At 70.7% G+C, this 20,138-nt stretch carries 22 protein-coding genes; 5 read left to right on the forward strand and 17 right to left on the reverse strand.

What is annotated here, in order from left to right:
* Positions 1 to 12: 12 nt before the first annotated feature.
* The 7 genes from AAHG09_RS02305 to AAHG09_RS02335 form a co-directional block, all read right to left on the reverse strand.
* A complete protein-coding gene (locus AAHG09_RS02305; protein ID WP_342105127.1) occupies positions 13 to 729 on the reverse strand; it encodes an LrgB family protein in 717 nt (238 codons plus the stop codon).
* Positions 730 to 732: 3 nt separating this feature from the next.
* The gene (locus AAHG09_RS02310) at positions 733 to 1,137 is read right to left on the reverse strand and encodes a CidA/LrgA family protein (protein ID WP_342105129.1); all 405 of its coding nucleotides are present in this window, start codon (positions 1,135 to 1,137) and stop codon (positions 733 to 735) included.
* 14 nt (positions 1,138 to 1,151) lie between these two features.
* Positions 1,152 to 1,613: a tellurite resistance TerB family protein gene (locus tag AAHG09_RS02315; protein ID WP_342105130.1), complete on the reverse strand. Its 462-nt coding sequence runs from the start codon at positions 1,611 to 1,613 to the stop codon at positions 1,152 to 1,154.
* A 130-nt stretch (positions 1,614 to 1,743) separates the two neighbouring features.
* Positions 1,744 to 2,394: a DJ-1/PfpI family protein gene (locus tag AAHG09_RS02320; protein ID WP_342105466.1), complete on the reverse strand. Its 651-nt coding sequence runs from the start codon at positions 2,392 to 2,394 to the stop codon at positions 1,744 to 1,746.
* 145 nt (positions 2,395 to 2,539) lie between these two features.
* Entirely contained in the window at positions 2,540 to 3,214 is a 675-nt protein-coding gene (locus AAHG09_RS02325) for a TenA family protein (protein ID WP_342105132.1), read from the reverse strand.
* Position 3,215: 1 nt separating this feature from the next.
* Complete coding sequence (locus AAHG09_RS02330; RefSeq protein WP_091714933.1) at positions 3,216 to 3,890, reverse strand: response regulator; 675 nt, start codon at positions 3,888 to 3,890, stop codon at positions 3,216 to 3,218.
* On the reverse strand, positions 3,887 to 5,362 hold the full coding sequence (locus tag AAHG09_RS02335; protein WP_342105135.1) for an ATP-binding protein: 1,476 nt from the start codon (positions 5,360 to 5,362) through the stop codon (positions 3,887 to 3,889). The genes AAHG09_RS02330 and AAHG09_RS02335 overlap by 4 nt, the downstream gene beginning before the upstream one ends.
* 248 nt (positions 5,363 to 5,610) lie before the next feature.
* On the opposite strand from AAHG09_RS02335, the gene AAHG09_RS02340 reads away from it, so the two are divergent.
* On the forward strand, positions 5,611 to 6,441 hold the full coding sequence (locus AAHG09_RS02340; RefSeq protein ID WP_342105136.1) for a hypothetical protein: 831 nt from the start codon (positions 5,611 to 5,613) through the stop codon (positions 6,439 to 6,441).
* Between the two features lie 422 nt (positions 6,442 to 6,863).
* On the opposite strand, the gene AAHG09_RS02345 is transcribed toward AAHG09_RS02340, so the two are convergent.
* The 3 genes from AAHG09_RS02345 to AAHG09_RS02355 all read right to left on the reverse strand — a co-directional run bounded on the left by AAHG09_RS02345 (position 6,864) and on the right by AAHG09_RS02355 (position 9,405).
* On the reverse strand, positions 6,864 to 8,615 hold the full coding sequence (locus AAHG09_RS02345) for a DEAD/DEAH box helicase (protein ID WP_342105138.1): 1,752 nt from the start codon (positions 8,613 to 8,615) through the stop codon (positions 6,864 to 6,866).
* Between the two features lie 152 nt (positions 8,616 to 8,767).
* Positions 8,768 to 9,151, reverse strand: a complete 384-nt coding sequence (locus tag AAHG09_RS02350) for a type II toxin-antitoxin system VapC family toxin (protein ID WP_342105139.1) — start codon at positions 9,149 to 9,151, stop codon at positions 8,768 to 8,770.
* Positions 9,148 to 9,405, reverse strand: coding sequence for a type II toxin-antitoxin system Phd/YefM family antitoxin (locus AAHG09_RS02355; protein WP_342105140.1), 258 nt, complete (start codon positions 9,403 to 9,405; stop codon positions 9,148 to 9,150). Before AAHG09_RS02355 ends, AAHG09_RS02350 begins: the two co-directional genes overlap by 4 nt.
* A gap of 107 nt (positions 9,406 to 9,512) precedes the next feature.
* On the opposite strand from AAHG09_RS02355, the gene AAHG09_RS02360 reads away from it, so the two are divergent.
* Complete coding sequence (locus tag AAHG09_RS02360) at positions 9,513 to 10,604, forward strand: calcium:cation antiporter (RefSeq protein ID WP_342105141.1); 1,092 nt, start codon at positions 9,513 to 9,515, stop codon at positions 10,602 to 10,604.
* 118 nt (positions 10,605 to 10,722) lie between these two features.
* Here AAHG09_RS02360 and AAHG09_RS02365 read toward each other — a convergent pair whose 3' ends face one another.
* The 3 genes from AAHG09_RS02365 to AAHG09_RS02375 all read right to left on the reverse strand — a co-directional run bounded on the left by AAHG09_RS02365 (position 10,723) and on the right by AAHG09_RS02375 (position 13,648).
* Positions 10,723 to 11,622 carry a helix-turn-helix domain-containing protein gene (locus AAHG09_RS02365; protein ID WP_342105142.1) on the reverse strand — a complete coding sequence of 300 codons (900 nt, stop codon included), beginning with the start codon at positions 11,620 to 11,622 and terminating at the stop codon, positions 10,723 to 10,725.
* 708 nt (positions 11,623 to 12,330) lie between these two features.
* Positions 12,331 to 13,068, reverse strand: a complete 738-nt coding sequence (locus tag AAHG09_RS02370) for an FAD-binding oxidoreductase (protein ID WP_342105143.1) — start codon at positions 13,066 to 13,068, stop codon at positions 12,331 to 12,333.
* The gene (locus AAHG09_RS02375) at positions 13,043 to 13,648 is read right to left on the reverse strand and encodes a sulfite oxidase-like oxidoreductase (protein ID WP_342105144.1); all 606 of its coding nucleotides are present in this window, start codon (positions 13,646 to 13,648) and stop codon (positions 13,043 to 13,045) included. Before AAHG09_RS02375 ends, AAHG09_RS02370 begins: the two co-directional genes overlap by 26 nt.
* 167 nt (positions 13,649 to 13,815) lie before the next feature.
* Between AAHG09_RS02375 and AAHG09_RS02380 the strand changes: the two genes are divergently transcribed.
* Positions 13,816 to 14,118, forward strand: a complete 303-nt coding sequence (locus tag AAHG09_RS02380; protein ID WP_043382873.1) for a hypothetical protein — start codon at positions 13,816 to 13,818, stop codon at positions 14,116 to 14,118.
* On the opposite strand, the gene AAHG09_RS02385 is transcribed toward AAHG09_RS02380, so the two are convergent.
* From AAHG09_RS02385 to AAHG09_RS02395, 3 genes are all read right to left on the reverse strand, one after another.
* Positions 14,088 to 15,056 (reverse strand): DMT family transporter, encoded by a 969-nt coding sequence (locus AAHG09_RS02385; RefSeq protein WP_342105145.1) that lies wholly within the window; start codon positions 15,054 to 15,056, stop codon positions 14,088 to 14,090. The genes AAHG09_RS02380 and AAHG09_RS02385 overlap by 31 nt on opposite strands.
* Complete coding sequence (gene infA / locus AAHG09_RS02390; RefSeq protein ID WP_091781030.1) at positions 15,053 to 15,328, reverse strand: translation initiation factor IF-1; 276 nt, start codon at positions 15,326 to 15,328, stop codon at positions 15,053 to 15,055. Before infA ends, AAHG09_RS02385 begins: the two co-directional genes overlap by 4 nt.
* A 211-nt stretch (positions 15,329 to 15,539) precedes the next feature.
* Entirely contained in the window at positions 15,540 to 16,688 is a 1,149-nt protein-coding gene (locus tag AAHG09_RS02395; RefSeq protein WP_342105146.1) for a branched-chain amino acid ABC transporter substrate-binding protein, read from the reverse strand.
* 234 nt (positions 16,689 to 16,922) lie between these two features.
* On the opposite strand from AAHG09_RS02395, the gene AAHG09_RS02400 reads away from it, so the two are divergent.
* Positions 16,923 to 18,128 (forward strand): amino acid aminotransferase, encoded by a 1,206-nt coding sequence (locus AAHG09_RS02400; protein WP_342105147.1) that lies wholly within the window; start codon positions 16,923 to 16,925, stop codon positions 18,126 to 18,128.
* 4 nt (positions 18,129 to 18,132) lie between these two features.
* Positions 18,133 to 19,164, forward strand: coding sequence for a hydroxyacid dehydrogenase (locus AAHG09_RS02405; RefSeq protein WP_342105148.1), 1,032 nt, complete (start codon positions 18,133 to 18,135; stop codon positions 19,162 to 19,164).
* Positions 19,165 to 19,343: 179 nt separating this feature from the next.
* Here the strand turns inward: AAHG09_RS02405 and AAHG09_RS02410 are convergent, their stop codons facing one another.
* Positions 19,344 to 20,138 (reverse strand): hydroxypyruvate isomerase family protein, encoded by a 795-nt coding sequence (locus AAHG09_RS02410; RefSeq protein WP_342105149.1) that lies wholly within the window; start codon positions 20,136 to 20,138, stop codon positions 19,344 to 19,346.

The raw sequence follows: 20,138 nt of genomic DNA on the forward strand, positions 1-20,138 counted from the left end.
TCGCAGAGCTGCTCAGAACAGCAGATGCAGCGCCAGCGGCGCCAGGATCGCCGTCAGAAAAGCGTTGAGCCCCATGGCGATGCCCGCGAAGGTGCCGGCGACCTCGCTCACCTGGAAGGCCCGTGCCGTGCCGATGCCGTGGGCGGCCAGCCCGGCGGCGAAACCGCGCGCGCGCATGTCGTCGATCTTCAGCGCGTTCATCATCGGCGTCACCAGGATCGCCCCGATGATGCCGGTGAGGATCACCAGGATCGCGGTCAGCGTCGGATCGCCGCCGAGCGCCTCCGCGATGCCCATGGCGACACCGGAGGTCACCGATTTGGGAGCCAGCGAAACGAGGACCGGCTGCGGGATGTCGAGCAGCCGGGCCAGGACGATCACCACGGCCAGCGTCGTCACGGCGCCCGCGGCCAGAGCCGTCAGCATCGGAACCAGCGCCCGCTTGACCGTCGCCCGCCGCTCGTAGAGCGGCATGGCCAGCACCACGGTGGCCGGCCCGAGCAGGAAGTGCACGAACTGCGCGCCCTCGAAATAGACCGGATAGGGCGTGCCGGTCAGCGCCAGCACGCCGCCGACCAGCGTCACCGTGATCAGTACTGGATTGGCGATCGGATGCCGGCCGGTCGCGGCGGCGATCCGGTCGGCCAGGACGTAGGCGGTCAGCGTCACCGTCAGCCACAGCAGCGGCGTCTTGGCGAGGTAGACCCAGAGGGAGAAGTCGCCGCTCACGCGTCAGCGCTCCCCGTCGCGCCCCGGACGCTCCACCCGGGCCGCCACCGCCCGGAACACCAGCACGGTGACCAGCAGGGACAGCGCCGTCGAGACCACCAGCACGATGGCGAGCTTCACGCCCTGCGCCCTCAGCAGGTCGAGGCGGCCGACGACGCCGACGCCCGCCGGGACGAACAGCAGCGACAGGTTCAGCAGAAGGCCCCGCGCGGTGTTTTCCAGGGTGCCGTCGGTCAGCGGCTTCGGGAGGAAGCGCGGCAGGCCGAACCGCGCGCTGTCGCGCAGGAGCAGGAAGCCGAACATCAGCCCCATGCCGATCACCGGCCCGGGGATCGGCACGTGGGCGCCGCGGGCGATGGCCTCGCCCACAAGCTGGGCCAGCAGGATGAGCGCCAAGCTCGCGATCATCGCCCGGCTGCCCCTCAGGCCATCCCGGCCTGCCGCTGGCCGATGCTGCGCGCCGTTGCGATGGCCCGGTCGTCGAAGCCGAGGAGCCGGCCCAGCCGCTCGACCAGGGCCTCCTCGAACTCGTCGACCCGGCCGTCCGCCGCCGCGACCGACCACGCCATGGTCAGGAGGGCTTCGCGCTCGACCCTGTCGGCATCGTGGGGAATCATCTCGACGAGGCTCGCCACGTCGCGGGTCTCGGAATCCATCGCGGCCGCGCGCTCGATCAGCGCCCGCGCGGCGTCCGGCCCGTCGGCGTAGTGGCCCTGCACCAGGCGGGACAGGCGCTCGCTCTCGGAAGCCGCCAGGATCCCGTCGACCCGCGCCACATGGACGAGGAGCGCGGTGGCGGCGAGATGCGTGTCGTCCACGGTGTCGTCGGCGCCCACGCCGAGGGCTTCGGCCGCGTAGGCACGCAGGCGTGCGATGAGGGACATGGGGGCTCCGGGGGGCTCCGAGCGGGGCACCAATCGATTGTGCCTCGCACAGTTCGGGCCCACACCCTGCGCCGTCAAGGACGGGACCGCGGATGGAAGCCGGGCGTGGCCCTGCTGCATCGCCCCGATTTCAGCCTCGCGCCGCCGCGATCGACCCGGCGACCAATTCCGCCAGGATTGCATCCGCCGCGCGAACGACCTCCGGCCCGGCCTGCGCGGGGGTACCGGCCCGGAACGGCGGATCCGGGGCATATTCAGCCACGAGCTGCGCGGTGCGGGCGTAGGCGGTTCCGCGCAGGCGCGCGGCGAGGGCAAGCCCGAGGTCGAGCCCCGCCGAGATTCCCGCGCCGGTCATGCGGTTGCGGTCGACCACGACGCGCTCCGCCACCGGCTCGGCGCCGAGGAGTGGCAGCACCGCGTCACGCACGCACCAGTGCGACGTCGCGCGATAACCCCGCAGCAGGCCGGCCGCGCCCAGGATCAGCGATCCGGTGCAGACGCTCGTCACCCAGGCGGCCCGTCCGGCACGATCCCGCAGGAAGGCGAGGAGCCGGGCGTTGCGCATCTGCGCCGGTGTGCCGTCGCCCCCGGGCACGAACAGGACATCGAGGTCGCGCGGACAGGTCTCGAAGGTATGGGTCGCGATCAGCGACAGGCCGGTATCGCTCGTGACCGGGCCTGCGGTCTCGGCGACGAGATGGAGGCTGCCGGGCGCCAACCCCGCGAGCAGATCCTGCGGGCCGACGAGGTCGAGGGCCGTCAGGCCCGGGAACAGCAGCATCGCGATGCGGACCGGCCGATCGTCCGGGATCGGGCCGGGCGCGTCGTCCGCCCGCGCGAGGGCCGGCCAGACGTTCGCTGCCGCGACAGCAGCGGCGACGAGATCCCGGCGGCGCGGCCCCGTCGGCCCGGTCACGACCGGCGCGTCACAGCGGCCAGGCCGCGTCGCGGTAGGCGCTGTCCCAGAACATCCATTCGAGGCGCGTGGCCTGCGTGAAGGCGTGGTGCATGCGTGCCCGCTCGCCTGCGCCGACATCCTGGGCCGCCCGGTCGGTGGCGGCGATCATCGCGGCGACGGCCGCGGCGAAATCCGTCCCCGCGTAGGTGTCGATCCAGGCCCGGTACGGGTTGCCGGCGGCAGCCCGGGCGAAGATGTCGTCACCGACGGCCTTGTAGATCCAGAAGCACGGCAGCAGGGCAGCGCAGACCACCGGGAATGGCTCGGCATAGGCCGTGGCCAGCAGATAGCTCACGTAGTGATCGCAGGCCGGCGTCAACGGGGTGGCCGCGAAGGTCTCGGGACCGATTCCGTAATCGCGGAAGAAGCCGCCGTGCAGGGCACGCTCCACCACGATGGCCTCCTGCGCGGCCGTGGCGAACTGCACGATCCCGTCCGGATCCGGCGCCTTCGCGGCCGCGAGGCTCAGCGCGCGGCCGAAGCCCACGAGGTAATGGGCGTCCTGCACGATGTAGTGGCGGAACCGGTCCTGCGGCAGCGTGCCGGCCGCGAGCTCCGCGTTGAACGGCATCGACCGGATTTTTTCGTAGGCGGGGGCGTTGCGCGCCCAGGCCTCCTGGGAGAATGAGCCCGCGTCCGCCATGTCAGCCCTGCCGCTGCGCGTGGGTGACGGCGACGTGGATCAGCTCGGCGAGCGTCCGGACGCCGAGCTTCTGGCGCATCTGCGAGCAGGCGTTGGTGACGGTCTTGTAGCTCACCGAGAGATCGGTCGCGATGGCGCCGTAGGACCGGCCCTGAGCGAGCCGGGCCAGGATCTGCTGCTCGCGCGGGGTCAGCTGCGATTCCGGCGTGCGCCGGGCGTCCGCCCGCAGCATCGCCACTTCGGTGGCCAGCCGCCGGTCGAGATAGACTTCGCCGATCCGCACCTTGCCGAAGGCCTCGAACAGCTCGGCCGAGGCGTGATCCTTCAGGACGTAGCCGAGCGCCCCGGCCTCGAGCGCGCGGGCCACGATCACCGGATCGTTGTGCATGCTGAAGACCAGGATCCGCGTCTCCGGCGCGACGGCGCGGATCCGGCGGATCAGGCCGAGGCCCGCCATGCCGCTGCCCTGGAAGGTCAGGTCGCAGATCACCACCGGCGGGCGGAGCCGGTGGAAGATCCGGTATCCCCCGACCACCGTGGTCGCCTCCGCGATCGTCTCGACCCCGGCATCCTCCAGCACGCGGCGACAGCCCTGCAGGACGATCGGATGATCGTCGATCACGAGGACCGGCAGGCGGGTTGCGGCGATGTCGATCTGGGAGGCGATGGCGTTCATGCGCTCGGCGCGGCGTTCTCGTCGCCCCGGTCCGGCGGAACGGGGATCATGATCCGGACGATTGCGCCGGGGCCGGCATTGTCAAGGGCGAAGGTGCCGCCCAGGGCCTCGACGCGCTCGCGCATCCCCGACAGACCGAGCCCGGTGCCGTGCTCGGGCGGGACACCGGTGCCGTTGTCGCGGATGGTCACGGTCAGATGGCCGTCGCTCTCGGCGGCCTCCGCCTCGACCCGGGTGGCGGCGCCGTGTCGCACGGCGTTGGTGGCACTCTCCTGCACGCAGCGGAACACGGTGAGGTCCACGAGGTCGCCGTAGCCGCGCGCCAGACCGTCGAACCGGCCGATGAACGCCAGGCCCGGATGGCGCTGGGCGAAGCCGCGCAGGAGCAGGTCCAGGCAAGTGGCGAGCGGCGCCTGCCCGAGCCCGTGCGGCCGCAGACGGTTCAGCAACTCCCTGTTGACGGTCTGGACCTGCCCCACGATGGCGCTGATCTCGGCCGCCCGCGCGGCCAGCTTGTCGCGGCTCGGCTCGGTCGGCCCCGAGGCGATCCGGGCGATCGAGGCGGCATTCGCCTCCAGCGCGAACAGGCAGGGGCCGAACTCGTCGTGGAGTTCGAGGGCGGTGCGGCGGCGCTCGTCGTCCTGGGCGGTGAGCAATTGCCGGTTGAGGCGCCCGTTGGCGGCGCGGACCTCGCCGAGCGCCGCCGCGACCTTGTTGAAGCGCTCGGCGATGACGGCCAGTTCCTGCGCGCCAGGGGGCTCCAGACGGGCGGTGTAGTCGTGGTGCTCCAGCTGCGTCAGGCCGTCGCCGAGCCGCCGCAGGGGCGCCAGAATCCGGCCGAGGGCGACGTAGAGCGCGATCAGCATGGCGAGGTTGATCGCCGCGGTGGTCAGCGAGAGCGCCCGGGCATAGCCCCAGATCTCGTCGATCTCGTCAAGGGGCTGGGTGGTGATCTGCGCGGTGCCGAGCTGCCGGCCGTTCACGGTGATCGGGAGGGTGTGGCGCTCGATCGGCGGCATGATCAGATCGGCGAACCAGCGCGGCGCCTCACGGACGGTGCGATGGCTCGGGACAGCGCTGCCGACGCGCGCGCCGGCATTGTCCAACACCGCGACGCGGACGTGCCGCAACACCATGAAGCGCAGGTCGAGGGTCTGCAGCAGGCTCTCGGCCGGTGTCGCGTCCGACAGGCGGATCGTGTCGGCGACCAGCGATTCGACCGTCGCGAGCGAGGCCCGGGTCTCGACCCGCACCGCCGTGCGGGCATTGAGCACGATCACGCCGCACGAGACCAGCGCCGCCAGGGCATCGATGAGCAGCACCACGGCCACGAGGCGCGCCCGAGTCGACCACGCCGACCAGGGCCAGCGCCCGGCCCGTTGGGCGACGGTCGCGGGCGAGTCGGGCATCGGGCGTTGGGTCGGTCGCGCATCCACGCCGAGACCCATAGCCGGCGGGCCGGCGAAGTCCATGCCGCGCCTGCCCCCGTCACCGCCCGACGGGTTTCGATCGATGACGAATTGTTAAGCCGTCGATGCATATCCTGTGGATAGCGGTCGTTCGACTGGGCACGCCCAGAATTCGCCTCGACATCTTTGCGCCGTATTGCGGTTCCTCTACTGGCAGCCGTGTTGAACACCCTCCGGCTCGACGGAGGGCGGCGATCGGTTGAGGGGAGCCCGGTCGCACGCGACGTCTATCGTGTCAGAGGCCCCGGACCATGATCGACCTCGCGCTGGACCCCTCTGAAACCCGCGAGAACCGGATCTCGGCAGCGTCACCGCGCCGTGCGCTCAACCTGCGCGTCGTCCTGTTCGGGCTGGCCGGGTTCGGTGTGCTCGGCGGCTTCGGCGTCGCCGCCTCGACGCTGATGGCCGGGCTCGCCGCGCCACCCCCGATGAAGATCGCGACGGCCCCGGGCCGGGCCGAGGATTGGCCCGACCTGAAGGACGGGCTCCCGGCCGTGGCCGGAACCGTCGTGGCCGCAGCCTCGGAGACGAAGCCGGCCGAACCGGCGGCGCCGGCCCCGCGCATGGCGTCCCTGCCCGAGACGTTCACCCCCGCGGCGGCGACCCGGAGCCCAGCCGCATCGAAACCCGCCAAGGCTGCGGATGCCACCGTCCCGCCGGCCCGGCGCATCCCGACGCCGACTCCGGTAGCGCCGCTCGCGGCGGCCCGCCAGGTCGTGCCGCTCCCGCCGAGCCGCACCGCCGCGCTTCAGGCGCCCCGCCCGTCCGAGACCGTGCGGGCCCATGTGGCCCACGCGCCGGCCGAGCCGGCCGCGAAACCGGTCGCCGCCGCGGCGCCGGAGAAGACCGCGAAGCCGGCCCCCAAGGCCGTCGCCGCCAAGACGCCGCCGACCAAGACGGCGCCGGTGAAGACGGCCGAGAAGGCCAAGCGCACCGCTCCGACCGCCGTCGCCCAGGCCGAGGCCGCGGAACCCGAGGAGACGGAAGTGCTCGGGATCAAGCTGCCGTCGCTGGCCCCCGCCGGCCGGAAGCTGAAGGAGAGCGTCGACGCCCTCGGCGATGCCGTGAAGAGCGTGTTCTGAGCGGCCGTATCCGGATCGGACGCGCGCAAGCGCCGCCTTGAAACGACAGCTCACAGTCCACGACAGCATCCCGTGGCAGCATCATCGTACGATCCCACCCAATCCCCCTCATCCTGAGGTGCCGGAGCGTAGCGGAGGCCTCGAAGGTGCCCTCCAGGGATCGCGCGGCTGGCCGGAGGGCTCCTTCGAGGCCCGCTTCGCGGTCACCTCAGGATGAGGGGGTGGTTTGGACGGCCGATCGGAGGTTTGCTGTGTTGTGTCGTGTACCGTCGCCCGCCTCGGCGGGCGTCGAAGGAGGCACCCAGACGGCGCTGCGAATCCTGTAGGCCTCCCTAGCGGCCACTTCGGCCCGTACGTCAGGATGAGACCGCGGGTTGGAAGCGCAACCGAAACCGGGCTCCTCAAAGGCGCCCGATGCCGTCTCAGCCCCGGCCCGAATGCCGGTCCGGCTTGTTGTCGGGACGCGGCCCGGTCCGCTCCACCTTGCGCTGATGCTTCCCGGCCCGCGGGCTCGCGAACCCCTTCGGCCCGCCGCGGCCCGGCCGCTCGGCCGGAGCCCCCTCCCCCGCCAGCGCCTCGACCTGGATCTCCGGCGAGCCGTTGCGGGCGAAGGCCTCGGCGAAGCGCGCCGCCGCGTTGCCGCGCACCTCGAACTTGGTCTCGCGGTCGAAGATCCGGATCGCCCCGATCTCCTGTCGGCCGATCCCGCCCCGGCGGGTGAGCATCGGCAGGAGGCGGCGCGGATCGGCGTTGTCGCGGCGGCCGAGGTTGAGCCGGAACCAGACCGCGGGCCCCATGGCGGCGATCCGCTCCGGATCCATCGGGTCGTAGGGCGGACGCTCGCCCCGCGGCGCACGCCCCTCCCCCGGATCGCTGACCTCCTCGGGCGCCGGCAGGCGGGTGCGGTAGACCCGGGCGAGCAGCGCGGCCAGTTCCTCCGGGCTCTTGCTGGCGAGCAAGGTCCCGGCCAGCGCCACATCCTCCTCGGCCGGCGGCTCGGCGAAGAGCGGGTCGGAGAGCATGCGCTCGCCGTCGAGCCGGCGGATCTCGTCGGCCGAGGGCGGCCCCGACCATTCGGGGCTCACCTTGGCGATGGCGAACATCTGCTCGGCCCGGCGGCGCCGGGAATTCGGGATCAGCAGCACCGAGGTGCCCTTGCGCCCGGCCCGGCCGGTGCGGCCGCTGCGGTGCTGAAGCACCTCGGCGTCGTGCGGCAGATCCGCGTGGATCACGAGGCTCAAGCTCGGCAGGTCGATCCCGCGCGCTGCGACATCCGTGGCTACGCAGACGCGGGCCCGGCCATCGCGCAGGGCCTGGAGGGCGGCGTTGCGCTCGCCCTGGCCCAGCTCGCCCGAGAGCGCGACGACGGAAAAGCCGCGCTCGGTCAGGTTCGCCTGGAGGTGGCGGACGGCGTTGCGGGTGTTGCAGAACACGATCGCGGTCGCGGCATCGGCCTCGCGCAGGAGGTTGAGCACCACGTGCTCGGTCTCCCGCGGCATGATCCGCACCGCCCGGTAGGCGATGTCGGCGTGGCCCCGCGTCTCGCTCTTGATGGCGAGGCGCAGGGCGTCGCGCTGGTAGCGCTCGGCCAGGGACTCGATCGCCTTCGGCAGGGTCGCGGAGAACAGGTAGGTCGCCCGCTCCGGCGGCGTCGCCGAGAGGATGAACTCGATATCCTCCCGGAAGCCGAGATCGAGCATCTCGTCGGCCTCGTCGAGGACCACGGCGCGCAAAGCGGTCGGATCGAGGTTGCGCCGCTCCAGATGGTCGCGCAGCCGACCCGGCGTGCCCACGACGATGTGGGTGCCCTCGGCCAGCATCCGGCTCTCCCGGCGGGGATCCATGCCGCCGACACAGGCGGTGATCCGGCCGCCGGCCGGGCCGTAGAGCCAGAACAGCTCGCGCTGGACCTGCAGCGCGAGCTCCCGGGTCGGCGCGATCACCAGGGCGAGCGGCGCTCCGGCGGGCGGCAGGGCCTCGGCGTCGCCGATGAGCATGCCGGCCATGGCGAGGCCGTACGCCACGGTCTTGCCGGAGCCGGTCTGGGCGGAGACGAGGAGGTCGCGGTCGCCGGCGGCCGCCTCGAGCACCGCGGCCTGAACCGGGGTGGGATCGGCGTAGCCGCGGTCGGAAAGGGCCCGCGCGAGGGGGGCGGGCAGGGTCGGGAAAGGCAAGCTTCGGAAACTCTCAACGGCCGCGCCGCGCTCGGCAGCGCGCCATCGCGCGGCGGAGGGTTCAGGCGCCGGACTTTATTCAGATTGCGGGAAGGTAACGCCAATCGCGCGTGCTGACCACTCCCGTCGCAGCATGGGGCGGTTGCACCGGATCAATCCGGTTCGAACAGGTCCGTCTGGCTGAAATCCTGGCCGACGAAAAGCAGCGGACAATCCTGTTCCTTGGCGAGGTCGTACGCGAAGCAGTCTCCGAGATTGAGGCCGGCGGGATGGAAGCCCTTCCCCCAGCGCCGATATATCCCGGCAATGCGGCGTGCCGCGACCGCGGTCACCGGCACGATCTCGACCGCCAGAGCCTCGATCAGCGTCGTCATCTCGACCTCGATGTTCCGGCGGGCGGACACGATCAGGGCCTCGGCCACGGTGGCGGACGACATCAGAAGCCGCTCCTCGCGCTCGATCGCCGCGCCGCATCGCTCCGCGTCCGGCTCCCCCTGCAGGATCGCCATCAGCGCCGACGTATCGATGACGATCATCCGGGCAGGCCGTCGTCACCGTAAAGAAAATCCTGGCTCCGGGCCGCGCTCGGCCCCGGCGTGATCTTGGCGGCCGCCGAAGCCCGCGCGGCGGCGATGATCGCGCCGCGCTCCTTCCGATCCGGTTTCGGCATGACGGCGGTGAGGCGGACCACGGGCTGGCCGTGCCGGGTCAGGACCACCTCGTCGCCGGCCTCGGCACGCCGGACCAGTTCGGTGAGCTGTGCCTTGGCGTCGGTCACGGATACCCGCATCGCATCCCCCCGGACCGCCCCTGGTCGCGCCCTGCAAATGGACTATGACATGGTCTAACATTGCACAGCGCAGCGTCAACGCGGCCCGACCGGAGACCGGCACCGACATGATTGCACTCCTTCGGGTGGCGGTAGCCTGGGCGACGGTCCTGGCCTTCGCGTGGTTCGGCAAGGGCTGGCTCGCCGACCTGTCGCAGCCGCTCGTCGCCGGAGGCCTGTTCGCGTGGCTGCTGGCGGTGATCGTGTGGGCGGCCTTCGGCGTCGTGCACGAGGCGGAGGCGATCGCCCACCGGCTCGGCGAGCCCCTCGGCACCCTGGTGCTGACGCTGTCCATCGTGATCATCGAGGTGGCGCTGATCTCGGCCGTGATGCTCTCGGCCAAGGACGCGCCGACGCTCGGCCGCGACACGATGTTCGCCGTGCTGATGATCGTGCTGAATGGCGTGGTCGGGCTCGGGCTGCTGGTCGGCGGCCTGCGCCATCATCAGCAGCGCTACAACCTGCAGGGGGCGTCCGCCTTCATGTCGGTGATCATCCCGCTCACCACGATCGCGCTGATCATCCCGAACTTCACCAGCTCGACCAGCGACGGCACACTCACGACCCTCCAGGCCGTGACCTTCTCGGTCTTCACCCTGGCGCTCTACGGTGTGTTCCTGCTGATCCAGACCGGCCGCCACAGTGAGTTCTTCATCGACGCCGAGGCTCAGGAGACCGGACTTGAGGGCGATGCCGCCACGGCTTCGGGCGGCATCGCGAAACATATCGGCCTGCTGCTCGCCAACGTCGTGCCGATCGTGATCCTGGCCAAGAGCCTCGCGGTGATCCTCGATCACGGCATCGCGGCGCTGGGCGCCCCCTCGGCGCTCGGCGGCGTGTTGATCGCCGCCATCGTGTTCACCCCGGAGGGGATCTCGGCCCTGAAGGCGGTGGCGCGCAACGAATTGCAGCGGGCGATCAACCTGTGCCTGGGCGCGGCGACCTCGACGGTCGGCCTGACCGTGCCGGCCGTGCTGGCCATCGGGCTGCTCACCGGCCAGACCGTGGTGCTCGGCCTCAAGCCCACCGAGATGACCCTGCTCGCCGTGACGCTGATCCTCAGCGCCCAGACGTTTTCCGGCACGCGCACCACGGTGCTGGAGGGGGCGGTGCACCTCGTGCTGTTCTTCGTCTACCTCGTGCTGATCTTCAGCCCGTGATCCGCACGCCCGGCTTCCTGCCGCCGACGAACGCGGAGTGTGACGACCGGACGGGCACCTACCGGGTGGACAGAAGGGCAGCCATCCTGAACTCGCCCGGCGTCATCCCGTGCTTGGCCTAGAAGCGACGGGAGAAGTGGGCTTGGCTGGAGAATCCGCAGCCATACGCCACGGTGCCGATCTGCAGATGGCTGCGCCCGACGTCATTGAGCCGCTGCTCGGCTGCAAGAAGCCGGCGCTCCCAGATGTAATCGGAGATGTGCCGGCCCCGCTCGTGAAACAGCTCCTGCAGCCGGCGCAGCGAGACGCCGACGGCGGCGGCGAGTTCCCGAGGCCCGAGATCGGGATCGCTCAGGTTGGCCTCCACATAGGCTTTGGCGCGCTGGACGGTCACCGTTCCGCCCACGGGCCGGGACACGTCCTGCGCGAGGCTCTCGGCGACGCTGGCGACGATCAGGTCGATGCCGATCATCGACAGGCGATCCGCATTCTCCGGCGTGAGGCTGCCGCTGAGTTGGACCAGTTCGGTCAGGAAGCCCGTCGCCAACGACCTGCTGCCGATGCCCGGGCCGATCGTAAGCCCGCTATAGACCCGCGTCGGGCCGAGGGCGGCTTCCACCCGACTACGCGGCATATGCAGGGTGAGCATCTGACTGCCCGGGCTGTATTCCTGCGCCGCGGGACTGCTGTCGAGAATCAGAAAGTCGCCCGGCCGCTGCACCGAGGTTCGCCCGTGTTTGATGCTGTTCGCAACGCCCGCGAGACGGAGGAAGACGGCGACATTCTCATCCTGGCCGTGAAGCCGGATCAGACCGGGTGTGGCCTCGGTGCGGAACGAGCCATGCGTGGTCCGGATCGCATCGAACTGGCCGATCCGCGCGGCTTCCAGTTTCGCCTCGAAGGGATCGCTCGCGTCGCGCGTCTGCTGGGTCGGGACGCGCATCTCGTGCATGGCGTCGCACCAGCGCTGGAACTTGTCACGGACGTGGAACGTCTCGGTGGAAAAGACAGTCCTCATCTCTTGTTCTGTCACCGCAGATGCGCGTGGTATCACACGATTGACGGACGGTGCAATTCATATTTCATTAATATCTTTCGATAAAGGTTTGATTTCTGGAAAATTTTCAGAATAGCAAATTCTCGTCTTACTGAAGTCGCTGAATGTTTCTAATTTCGCTTTTTCTGCCGTCATCCAGATTTGCACTATTTATATATCGGTCTATTCGACGCCTCATGCAGGGCGATCAGAGATCGCGATGTCCCACGCGCGACGGGCCCTGAAACTGACGCAGAGCATTCTGTCGGCAAGCCGCAGTCGAGGAGCGTAAGAATCGAGTTCGCCGAGCTGACCATGGCGCACAATCGATCATGCTGCAGCGATCCGATGTGGAACGACCCCGACCTGCGCTACGGTCGGCCAATTCCGAGATCGTCGTCGCGTTGGCACTGACGCATTGCGTTCCGGATGATGCGCTCGCCCCTTCGGCACCTGTCCCGATATGGGTTGAACGGCCGAAGGCAAAGGCTCGATACAGCCCGTCGTCCCTGGAACGCCTGCCGAGCTCCGCTCAGCGATCCGGATACCGCTCGAGCCGCGACGCGCGGGGAAGCGGGGCACTCTTCATCCTTGATCGCGGTTTCGGTGCCCAATGCGGAACTGACGGCCTCGGCGCGATCGCGGCGTCGAGGGCTGAAGGGTTGGCCGGGCAATGCCGGAGTGCGGCTGTCAAGCGCCGAAGCGCTCGGTGCGGATCACCCCCGGCGCCACGCCGGCCGCCAGGATGAGGTCGGAGGCCGCCGCGACGAAGCGGTTCGAGCCGCAGAGAAACACCTTGCCGGGCGGCCCGGTCCGGCGCAGCGCCGCGGCGACGAGGTCGGCGTCGATGCGCTTGCCGCCCGGGTCCCGCGTCGTCGCGAGGTGGAGCGAGAAGCGCGCGTCCTCCGCGGCCAGCCGCTCCAGCTCGGGGAGCGCGATCGCCTCCGCCCGGGTGCGGACGGAGTAGATCAAGGCCGCCGGGATCTCCCGCCAGCCCTGCGCCCGCCGCCGGAGCATCGCCAGCAGGGGCACCACCCCGGAGCCGCCGCCGCCCAGGAGCAGCGGCCCGCCATCCGGGCCATCCCACGAGAAGGAGCCGCCGATCGGCCCGCGCAGCTCCACCTGATCGCCCACCGCGGCGACGCCCGTGAACCAGGACGAGACCTCGCCATCCGGCAGGCCCTCGATCAGCAATTCCAGGGTGCCGCTGCCGTCCTGGGCGGAGGCGACCGAGTAGCTGCGCTGGGCCTGATAGCCGTCCTCGGCGGTGAGCCGGACATCGACATGCTGGCCCGCCCGGTAGCTTTCTGCCAGCGGGCAGCGCAGCCGGACGCTCGTCACGTGGTGTGTGACCGGCGCGATGGCGGTGATCGCGGCCCGATGCCAGCGGAAGACGATCGGCTCAGTCACCGGTGTAGCGCTGCTCACGCCAGGGATCTCCGTACATGTGATAGCCGCGCAGCTCCCAGAAGCCGGCCGTGTCGGTCTTGGTGAAGCGCAGGCCCTTCACCCATTTGGCGCTCTTCCAGAAATAGAGGTGCGGCACGAAGAGCCGCGCCGGGCCGCCATGGTCCGGGTGGATCGGCTGGCCGGCATAGCGCGTCGCCACCAGGGCCTGCCCGCCGACGAGATCGGACACCGGCACGTTGGTGGTGTAGTCGTCGAAGGATTCCGCCAGCAGGAACGGCGTCGGCGCCGTGATGCCGGCATCGGCCAGCAGGTCGTCGAAGCTGACGCCCTCCCAGGCGGTGTCGAACTTCGACCACTTGGTGACGCAGTGGATGTCCCCGTGCCACGTGGTCCGGGGCAGCGCCTCGAACGCCTCCCAGCTCCACGTCTTGATCGGGCGGGAGCCCTCGCGCAGCGTGAACTGCCACGTGGCGAGATCGACCGTCGGGTTGGGGCCGATCTGCAGGATCGGGAAATCGTCGGTGAGATACTGGCCCGGCGGCAGGCGCGCGCCGGTCTCGGGCGGCTGCCTGCGCCCGACGAAACCCCGTGTCACCATGCCGGCCTCCGCTGCACGCCCATCCCGACGGGTGTGGTGCGGCGGAACACCCCACGTCAAGCCGCCGTGTTCCGTGATGTGCGGCCGAACAAACGCCCCAAAGCTGAGGTGTGCTACCGGGATTGTGCCGATGAGCGGCACGAATCGCCTTCTTTCAGGGGGATGTCATGAAGTACCTACTCGCGACGAGCCTTGTCGTCGGGAGCCTCGCCACGCTGGCGCCGGCCGCCCAGGCCCGTGACGGCATCGGCGCCGGCGGCGCGGCGGCCCTCGGCGTGCTCGGCGGCCTCGCGGTCGGCGGCGCCATCGCGTCGGCCAACAACGGCTATTACCCGGGCCGCCCGGTCTACCGCGCCCCGCCGCCGGTCTACGTCGAGGAAGATTACGGCCCGGTCTGCCACTTCGAGCGCCGCCGGACCATCGATCCCTACGGCGACGTCTACATCCGCCGCGTCCGCGTCTGCGAATAAGCGGCCTCCGGCGCGGGCTCGACGGCCCGCCCCGGCTTCAGCCGCTCGGCGCAGGCGATGCCGCCGAGCACAAGCGCCAGGGCGATCCCTTCCGTCGCCCCGAACGGCTCGCCGACCAGCAGGACGGCGAGGATCGCGCCGAAGATCGGCACGAGATTGACGAACAGGCCGGCCCGGTTCGGGCCGATCAGTTCCACCCCGCGCATGAAGAAGAGCTGCGACAGCAGCGAGGGCCCGAGGCCCACGAACAGCACCATGGCCCAGCCCTCCGGGCCCGGCCAGACGGCGTGGCCGGCGGCCCATTCGACGGCGAGCGGCGGCAGCGAGGTCACGAAGGCGGCGACCGCCATGGCGGCGAAGAACGCCAGCCCCGAGACCTTGGGCCGGGTCGGCAGGAAGATCGTGTAGCCCGCGTAGAGCAGGCAGGCCCCGAACACCAGGACATCGCCGCGGTTGAAGGCGAGATGCGTGAGCACCGCCAGATCGCCGTGGGTGGCGGCGAGCCCCGCGCCGATCAGCGTCAGGACCACGCCCGCCATCTGCCCGGCGGTCACCGGAATCCGGTAGGCCACGCGGTTCATGACGATCACCAGCACCGGGATCGCCCCCTGGAACAGGGCGAGATTGATCGCCCCGGTATAGGCGCCGGCCGCGTAGAACAGGCAGTTGAAGGCCGTATAGCCTAGGCCGCCCATCAGCAGGATGCGCAGCCAGTGCGGGCGCAGCAACGGCCATTCCGCCACGAGCTTGTGCCCGGCGAAGGGCATGAGCGCCGTGCAGGCCACCGCCCAGCGCAACGTCGTGATGACCTGAGGCGAGATATGCCCCGGCGCCCAGCGGCTCGTGACCGCGTTCCCGGCCCAGAGCAGCGCCGTGAGCGTGAGCAGACCGTAAGCAGGTGCGGCCGACGAAGGGCGCGCCGCCCCCTCGGTGGTCAACGGCGGCGGAACTGGCCGCCGCGCACCTGCGGACGCGGGCCGGAGGAGCGCTCGTCCTTGTGGCGGAACACGAGGCGGCCCTTCTCGAGGTCGTAGGGCGACATCTCGACCGTCACCCGGTCACCCGCCAGCGTCTTGATGCGGTTCTTCTTCATCTTGCCGGCCGTGTAGGCCACGATCTCGTGGCCCTGGTCGAGCTGCACGCGGTAGCGCGCATCCGGCAGGATCTCGATGACGAGACCATCGAACTGCATCAATTCTTCTTTTGCCATGCACCTTCTCCAGTCGGACCGTCCGGCAGCAGGCGTTCCGGCAATACGTCTCGGGTTATGATCGAGCTCGGGAAACGCCGCAGGGCGCGGATCCGATCCGGAAGACCGACCGCGCCAGCTCAGCAGCACGCCTGCATTTAGTCGCCGCAGGAACCCGCCGCAAGCCACGGCGGTGCCTTACAGTTCGGTCATCGACACGATTGACCGGCTTTCACGGCTCGGCAGGCTCATGGCCGGCATAGTCGAGGCGTCCGTCCGGCGTCCGCCGCCAGACCCGCAATGCGACGGGACCGCCGGTGCGATCGCCCCGCGCGTCGAAGCCGACCGGCCCGAGAATCGTGCGGAGGGGCGGAGTGTTGCGCAACGCCTCGGCCACCTTCCGGCCGTCGGCGATCCGGCCCGTCTTCGGATCGGCCGCGCGGGCGCGCTCGACCGCCTGATAGAGGAGTTCCACCGCCGCGTAGGCGCCCGCCGCCACGCTCTCGGCCTCCGGGCTGCGCGCGACCGGCTTGCCGCCGCGGGGATCGGGCAGGCGCGGCGGATCGGGGGCGAGCGTCATGACGGTGCCCTCCGCCGCCGGGCCGGCCGCCGTGGCGAAGCCCGGATCGAGGATCCCGTCGCTGGCGACCAGCGTGGCGCCGAGCCCGGCCTGCCGCATCGCGTGGAGCAGGGTCGCGGCCTCGGGCGCGAGCCCGCCGAAGTAGACCGCGTCGACCCGTGCCGCCTTCAACCGGGCGACGAGATCCGAGAGGTCGCGCGTGGCGCGCGGAAAACTGTCGAACAGCACTTCCGGCGCGCCGGCCTCCTTCAGCTGGGCCGCCACCGCGTCGGCGAGGCCGCGCCCGAAGGTCGAGCGGTCGTTGAGGATGCCGACGCGGCGTCCCGCGAATATTTTGGCGAGATAGGCGCCCGCCGCCCGGCCCTGCTGGGCGTCGCTGGGGGTCAGCCGGAACAGGTCCCAGAGGCCGCGGCCGGTGAGCGGCGTGTAGCTCGCCCCCGGCGTCACCAGCACGGCGCCGGCCTCTTCGTAGACCGGTGCGGCCGCGGCGACGGCACCGGATTCGAACGGCCCGATCACGAGGCGCACGCCGTCCGCCGTCAGCTTCCGGGCGACCGCGACGGCCTGCTTGGCGTCCCCGGCATCGTCGGCCGGCACCAGGACCAGCCTGGGGCGCCCCCCGGCGGCGCGGTTCAGATCGGCCACCGCCTGCTCGGCCCCCTGCCGCAGGCCCTGGCCGAACGGGGCGTCCGGGCCCGAGAGCGGCGCCGAGAGGCCGATCCGCACCGGCGCCTGCGCGGCGGCCGGCATCGCAGCCAAAGCAAGGAGGCCCGCGAGGGTCAGGGAGAGGCGTCGGATCATGCCGGCATTCTACGGCCCGGCCTGCGGTTTCCGGAAGAGCCGCCTCCCCCCGAGCGATGCGGTCGGCGAGGCAACGGGCCATGCACCCTGTGAGCGTATCGGGATCCTGATACGCGCGGAAGCGCTGGCGGGCGGGCGCGATGTGCGGAATAAGGGCATCGCCCCGGCCCGTCGCCGGACCTGCCGGTGCGCCGACGCGTCGCCGACCAAGACCCTCTGGGACGATAGACGATCATGACCTCGCTGTTCGCCGGCATCCAGGACGCGCCGCTCGATCCGATCATGCGCCTGTTCGAGGCCTTCAACGCCGATCCGAGCCCGAAGAAGCTCAACCTCGTGGTCGGCGTGTACACGGATGCCGAGGGCAAGGTGCCGCGCCTGCGCGCCGTGCAGACGGCCGAAAAGCGCTGGATCGAGAAGGGCCTGCCGAAGACCTACCGGCCGATCGAAGGCACCAAGCCGTTCCGCGACGCCGTGCAGGAACTGCTGTTCGGCAAGGGCGCGCCGATCCTGTCGCAGAACCGCACCGCGACGCTCCAGAGCATCGGCGGGACCGGCGCCCTGAAGACCGGCGCGGACGTGCTGGCAAAGCTCTATCCCGACGCCAAGGTGGCGGTGAGCAACCCGAGCTGGGAGAACCACAAGGCCCTGTTCACCCAGGCCGGCTTCACCGTGGTCGACTATCCCTACTTCTCGGCCGAGACCGGCGGCGCCGACTATCCGGCCATGAGGGCCTATCTCCAGGATCTGCCGAAGGGCTCGATCGTGGTGCTGCACGCCTGCTGCCACAACCCGACCGGCGCCGATCTCAGCCTCGATGAGTGGCGCGATCTCGTGCCCCTGATGGCGGAGCGCGGCCTGATCCCGTTCCTCGACATCGCCTACCAAGGCTTCGGCAACGGCCTCGACGCCGATGCCGAGCCGGTGCGCCTGTTCGCCGAGTCGGGCCAGGAATTCCTGGTCGCCTCCTCGTTCTCGAAGTCGTTCTCGCTCTACGGCGAGCGCGTCGGGGCGCTCACCATCGTGGCCGAGAACCCGGCCGCGAAGGCCAAGGTCGAGGCCTTCGCCAAGCGCCTTGTCCGGGCGAGCTACTCGAACCCGCACACCCACGGCGCCGCGATCGTCGAGATCGTGCTCACCGATCCGGAGCTGCGGGCCGATTGGGAGCGGGAACTCGCCGAGATGCGCGACCGGATCCGCGCCATGCGCGAGCGGATGGCCGACAGCCTGCAGCAGCGCCACCCCGAGCGCGGCTTCGACGCCATCAAGACGCAGAAGGGCATGTTCTCCTACACGGGCCTCAGCCCCGCCGAGGCCACCCGCCTGCGCGAGGAGCACGAGGTCTATGCCCTGGAGACCGGCCGGATCTGCGTCGCCGCGGTCAACAGCCACAACATCGATCACGTCATCGACGCGATCGACGCGGTGGTGAAGGGCTGACCCGGTGGCGGCCCTCAAGCGCGTCTGCCGGTTCAACGTCTGGATCAACCCGGTCTTCGACGAACGCCTGAGGGCCGAGCCCGATATCGACCTGCAGGTCGGTGACCTGCAGGGTCCGGAGGACGCGCTGCGGGACCTGCTCCGGCAGGCGCATGTCTTCCACGTCTCGCCCGCGCGGGACGAGCTGCCGCGCCGCTGGCACGTCACCGACGCGCTGCTGGCGGAGTGCCCGAACCTGCTCGCCGTCTCCTCCGGTGGGGCGGGCTTCGACACGGTCGACGCCGCCGCCTGCACCCGGGCCGGCGTGGCGGTGGTCAATCAGGTGGGCGGCAACGCCCAGTCGGTCGCGGAGCTGGCGATCGGCCTGATGCTCGCCGTATCGCGAAAAATCTGCGTGTCGGACCGGCTGCTCCGGACGGCGCGCGGCTTCTCGCGGGAATCGCTGATGGGTCACGAGATCGGCGGCTCGACCCTCGGGCTCGTCGGGATCGGGCATACCGGCCGCGCGGTGGCCAAGCTCGCCCGCGGCTTCGACATGCGCGTCCTGGCCTATGACCCGCTGCTGTCGGCGGACGAAATCCGGGCGCGCGGGGCGGAGCCGGTCGACCGGGCGCGACTGCTCGCGGAATCCGACATCGTCTCCCTGCACTGCCCCCTCGACGACACCACCCGCGGCAGCTTCGACGCCGAGACCTTCGCGGCGATGAAGCCGGGGGCGCTGTTCATCACCACCGCCCGGGGCGGGGTCCATGATGAGGCGGCCCTCGCCACGGCGCTGACCTCGGGCCATCTCGCCGGCGCGGGTCTCGATGTCTGGGCGCCGGAACCGCCGCCCCTGGAATCCGGCCTGCTCCAGCTCGAGACCGTGGTGGCGACCTACCACACGGCCGGCGTCACCCACGAGGCGCGCCGCAACGTGGCCGCCTGGGGCGCCGAGCAGATCATCGGGCTTCTCAAGGGCGAGACCCCGCCGCGGCTGGTCAATCCGGAGGTCTGGCCGGCGGTGCTGGAGCGGCGGGCGCGGTTGCTGGGCTGAGCGTCAGGCGGCCACCGCCATGAGGCACTGATCCCCCCTCCACCTAATCCTGAGGTGACCGCGAAGCGGGCCTCGAAGGAGGGCTCCAGCCAGCCGCGCGATTCCTGGAGGGCTCCTTCGAGGCCTCCGCTGCGCTCCGGCGCCTCAGGATGAGGGGGTGGGTTGGAGTCGACGGCCTGTTACGTCGCCGCCCGCATCCAGCCGAGCCCCGCCTCGGTGCCGGCCGCCGGATGGTACTCGCAGCCGACGAAGCCGGCGTAACCCACCTCCGCCAGCGCCGCGAAGATCGGCTCGAACGCGATCGTCCCCGTCCCCGGCTCATGCCGGCCCGGATCATCGGCGATCTGGACATGGGCGATGAGGGCTGCGTGGTCGCGGATCAGGGCCGCCGGATCGTGGCCCAGGCAGACGCAGTGATAGGCGTCAAACAGCAGCTTGACGTTGTCGCGGCCGATGGCCTCGATCGCATCCACCGCCACCTGCGGATCATCGATCACGTAATTGGCGATCGAGCCCGGGCCGATCGGCTCGACGATCACCGTCATGCCCCGCGCCTTGGCGGCATCGGCCGCGAAGGCGAGGTTCTCAAGGTACGTATCCCAGAGCCGCGCCGGCTCGACCCCGGCCGGCCGGACGCCCGCCATCGGGTGGACCATGCGGCAGCCGAGCTGTTCGACATAGTCGAGCGTCGGCGCGATCGTGGAGCGGTAATACTCCACCTTGTCGGGCAGAGCCGCAAAACCCTTCTCGCCCTTGGAGGCGTCGCCCGCCGGAAACCCGGTCTGCACCAGCGGCACCCCCGCCCGCTCCAGCCAACCCGCCACCTCCCGGGCCGGCGTCGCGAACAGGTTCGGGTGCTCGACCGCGCGGAAGCCGGCCTTGGCGGCGGCCGCGAAGCGCTCGGCGAGCGGCAACTCCGTGAACAGGAAGCCGCAATGGCCGCTGAGGCGATCCTTGTAGGCACCGAGTTGCAT

The organism is Methylobacterium guangdongense (genome assembly GCF_038442355.1).
Classification (GTDB): domain Bacteria; phylum Pseudomonadota; class Alphaproteobacteria; order Rhizobiales; family Beijerinckiaceae; genus Methylobacterium; species Methylobacterium guangdongense.

Excerpts from the sequence above, each read along its gene's own strand:
- AAHG09_RS02365 (WP_342105142.1), bottom strand. The coding sequence starts at position 11,622 with ATGAGGACTGTCTTTTCCACCGAGACGTTCCACGTCCGTGACAAGTTC.
- AAHG09_RS02410 (WP_342105149.1), bottom strand. The coding sequence starts at position 20,138 with ATGCAACTCGGTGCCTACAAGGATCGCCTCAGCGGCCATTGCGGCTTC.
- AAHG09_RS02400 (WP_342105147.1), top strand. The coding sequence starts at position 16,923 with ATGACCTCGCTGTTCGCCGGCATCCAGGACGCGCCGCTCGATCCGATC.
- AAHG09_RS02375 (WP_342105144.1), bottom strand. The coding sequence starts at position 13,648 with ATGGTGACACGGGGTTTCGTCGGGCGCAGGCAGCCGCCCGAGACCGGC.
- AAHG09_RS02395 (WP_342105146.1), bottom strand. The coding sequence starts at position 16,688 with ATGATCCGACGCCTCTCCCTGACCCTCGCGGGCCTCCTTGCTTTGGCT.
- AAHG09_RS02330 (WP_091714933.1), bottom strand. The coding sequence starts at position 3,890 with ATGAACGCCATCGCCTCCCAGATCGACATCGCCGCAACCCGCCTGCCG.
- AAHG09_RS02325 (WP_342105132.1), bottom strand. The coding sequence starts at position 3,214 with ATGGCGGACGCGGGCTCATTCTCCCAGGAGGCCTGGGCGCGCAACGCC.
- AAHG09_RS02360 (WP_342105141.1), top strand. The coding sequence starts at position 9,513 with ATGATTGCACTCCTTCGGGTGGCGGTAGCCTGGGCGACGGTCCTGGCC.
- AAHG09_RS02335 (WP_342105135.1), bottom strand. The coding sequence starts at position 5,362 with ATGGACTTCGCCGGCCCGCCGGCTATGGGTCTCGGCGTGGATGCGCGA.
- AAHG09_RS02355 (WP_342105140.1), bottom strand. The coding sequence starts at position 9,405 with ATGCGGGTATCCGTGACCGACGCCAAGGCACAGCTCACCGAACTGGTC.
- AAHG09_RS02340 (WP_342105136.1), top strand. The coding sequence starts at position 5,611 with ATGATCGACCTCGCGCTGGACCCCTCTGAAACCCGCGAGAACCGGATC.
- infA (WP_091781030.1), bottom strand. The coding sequence starts at position 15,328 with ATGGCAAAAGAAGAATTGATGCAGTTCGATGGTCTCGTCATCGAGATC.
- AAHG09_RS02320 (WP_342105466.1), bottom strand. The coding sequence starts at position 2,394 with ATGCTGCTGTTCCCGGGCCTGACGGCCCTCGACCTCGTCGGCCCGCAG.
- AAHG09_RS02350 (WP_342105139.1), bottom strand. The coding sequence starts at position 9,151 with ATGATCGTCATCGATACGTCGGCGCTGATGGCGATCCTGCAGGGGGAG.
- AAHG09_RS02315 (WP_342105130.1), bottom strand. The coding sequence starts at position 1,613 with ATGTCCCTCATCGCACGCCTGCGTGCCTACGCGGCCGAAGCCCTCGGC.
- AAHG09_RS02310 (WP_342105129.1), bottom strand. The coding sequence starts at position 1,137 with ATGATCGCGAGCTTGGCGCTCATCCTGCTGGCCCAGCTTGTGGGCGAG.
- AAHG09_RS02380 (WP_043382873.1), top strand. The coding sequence starts at position 13,816 with ATGAAGTACCTACTCGCGACGAGCCTTGTCGTCGGGAGCCTCGCCACG.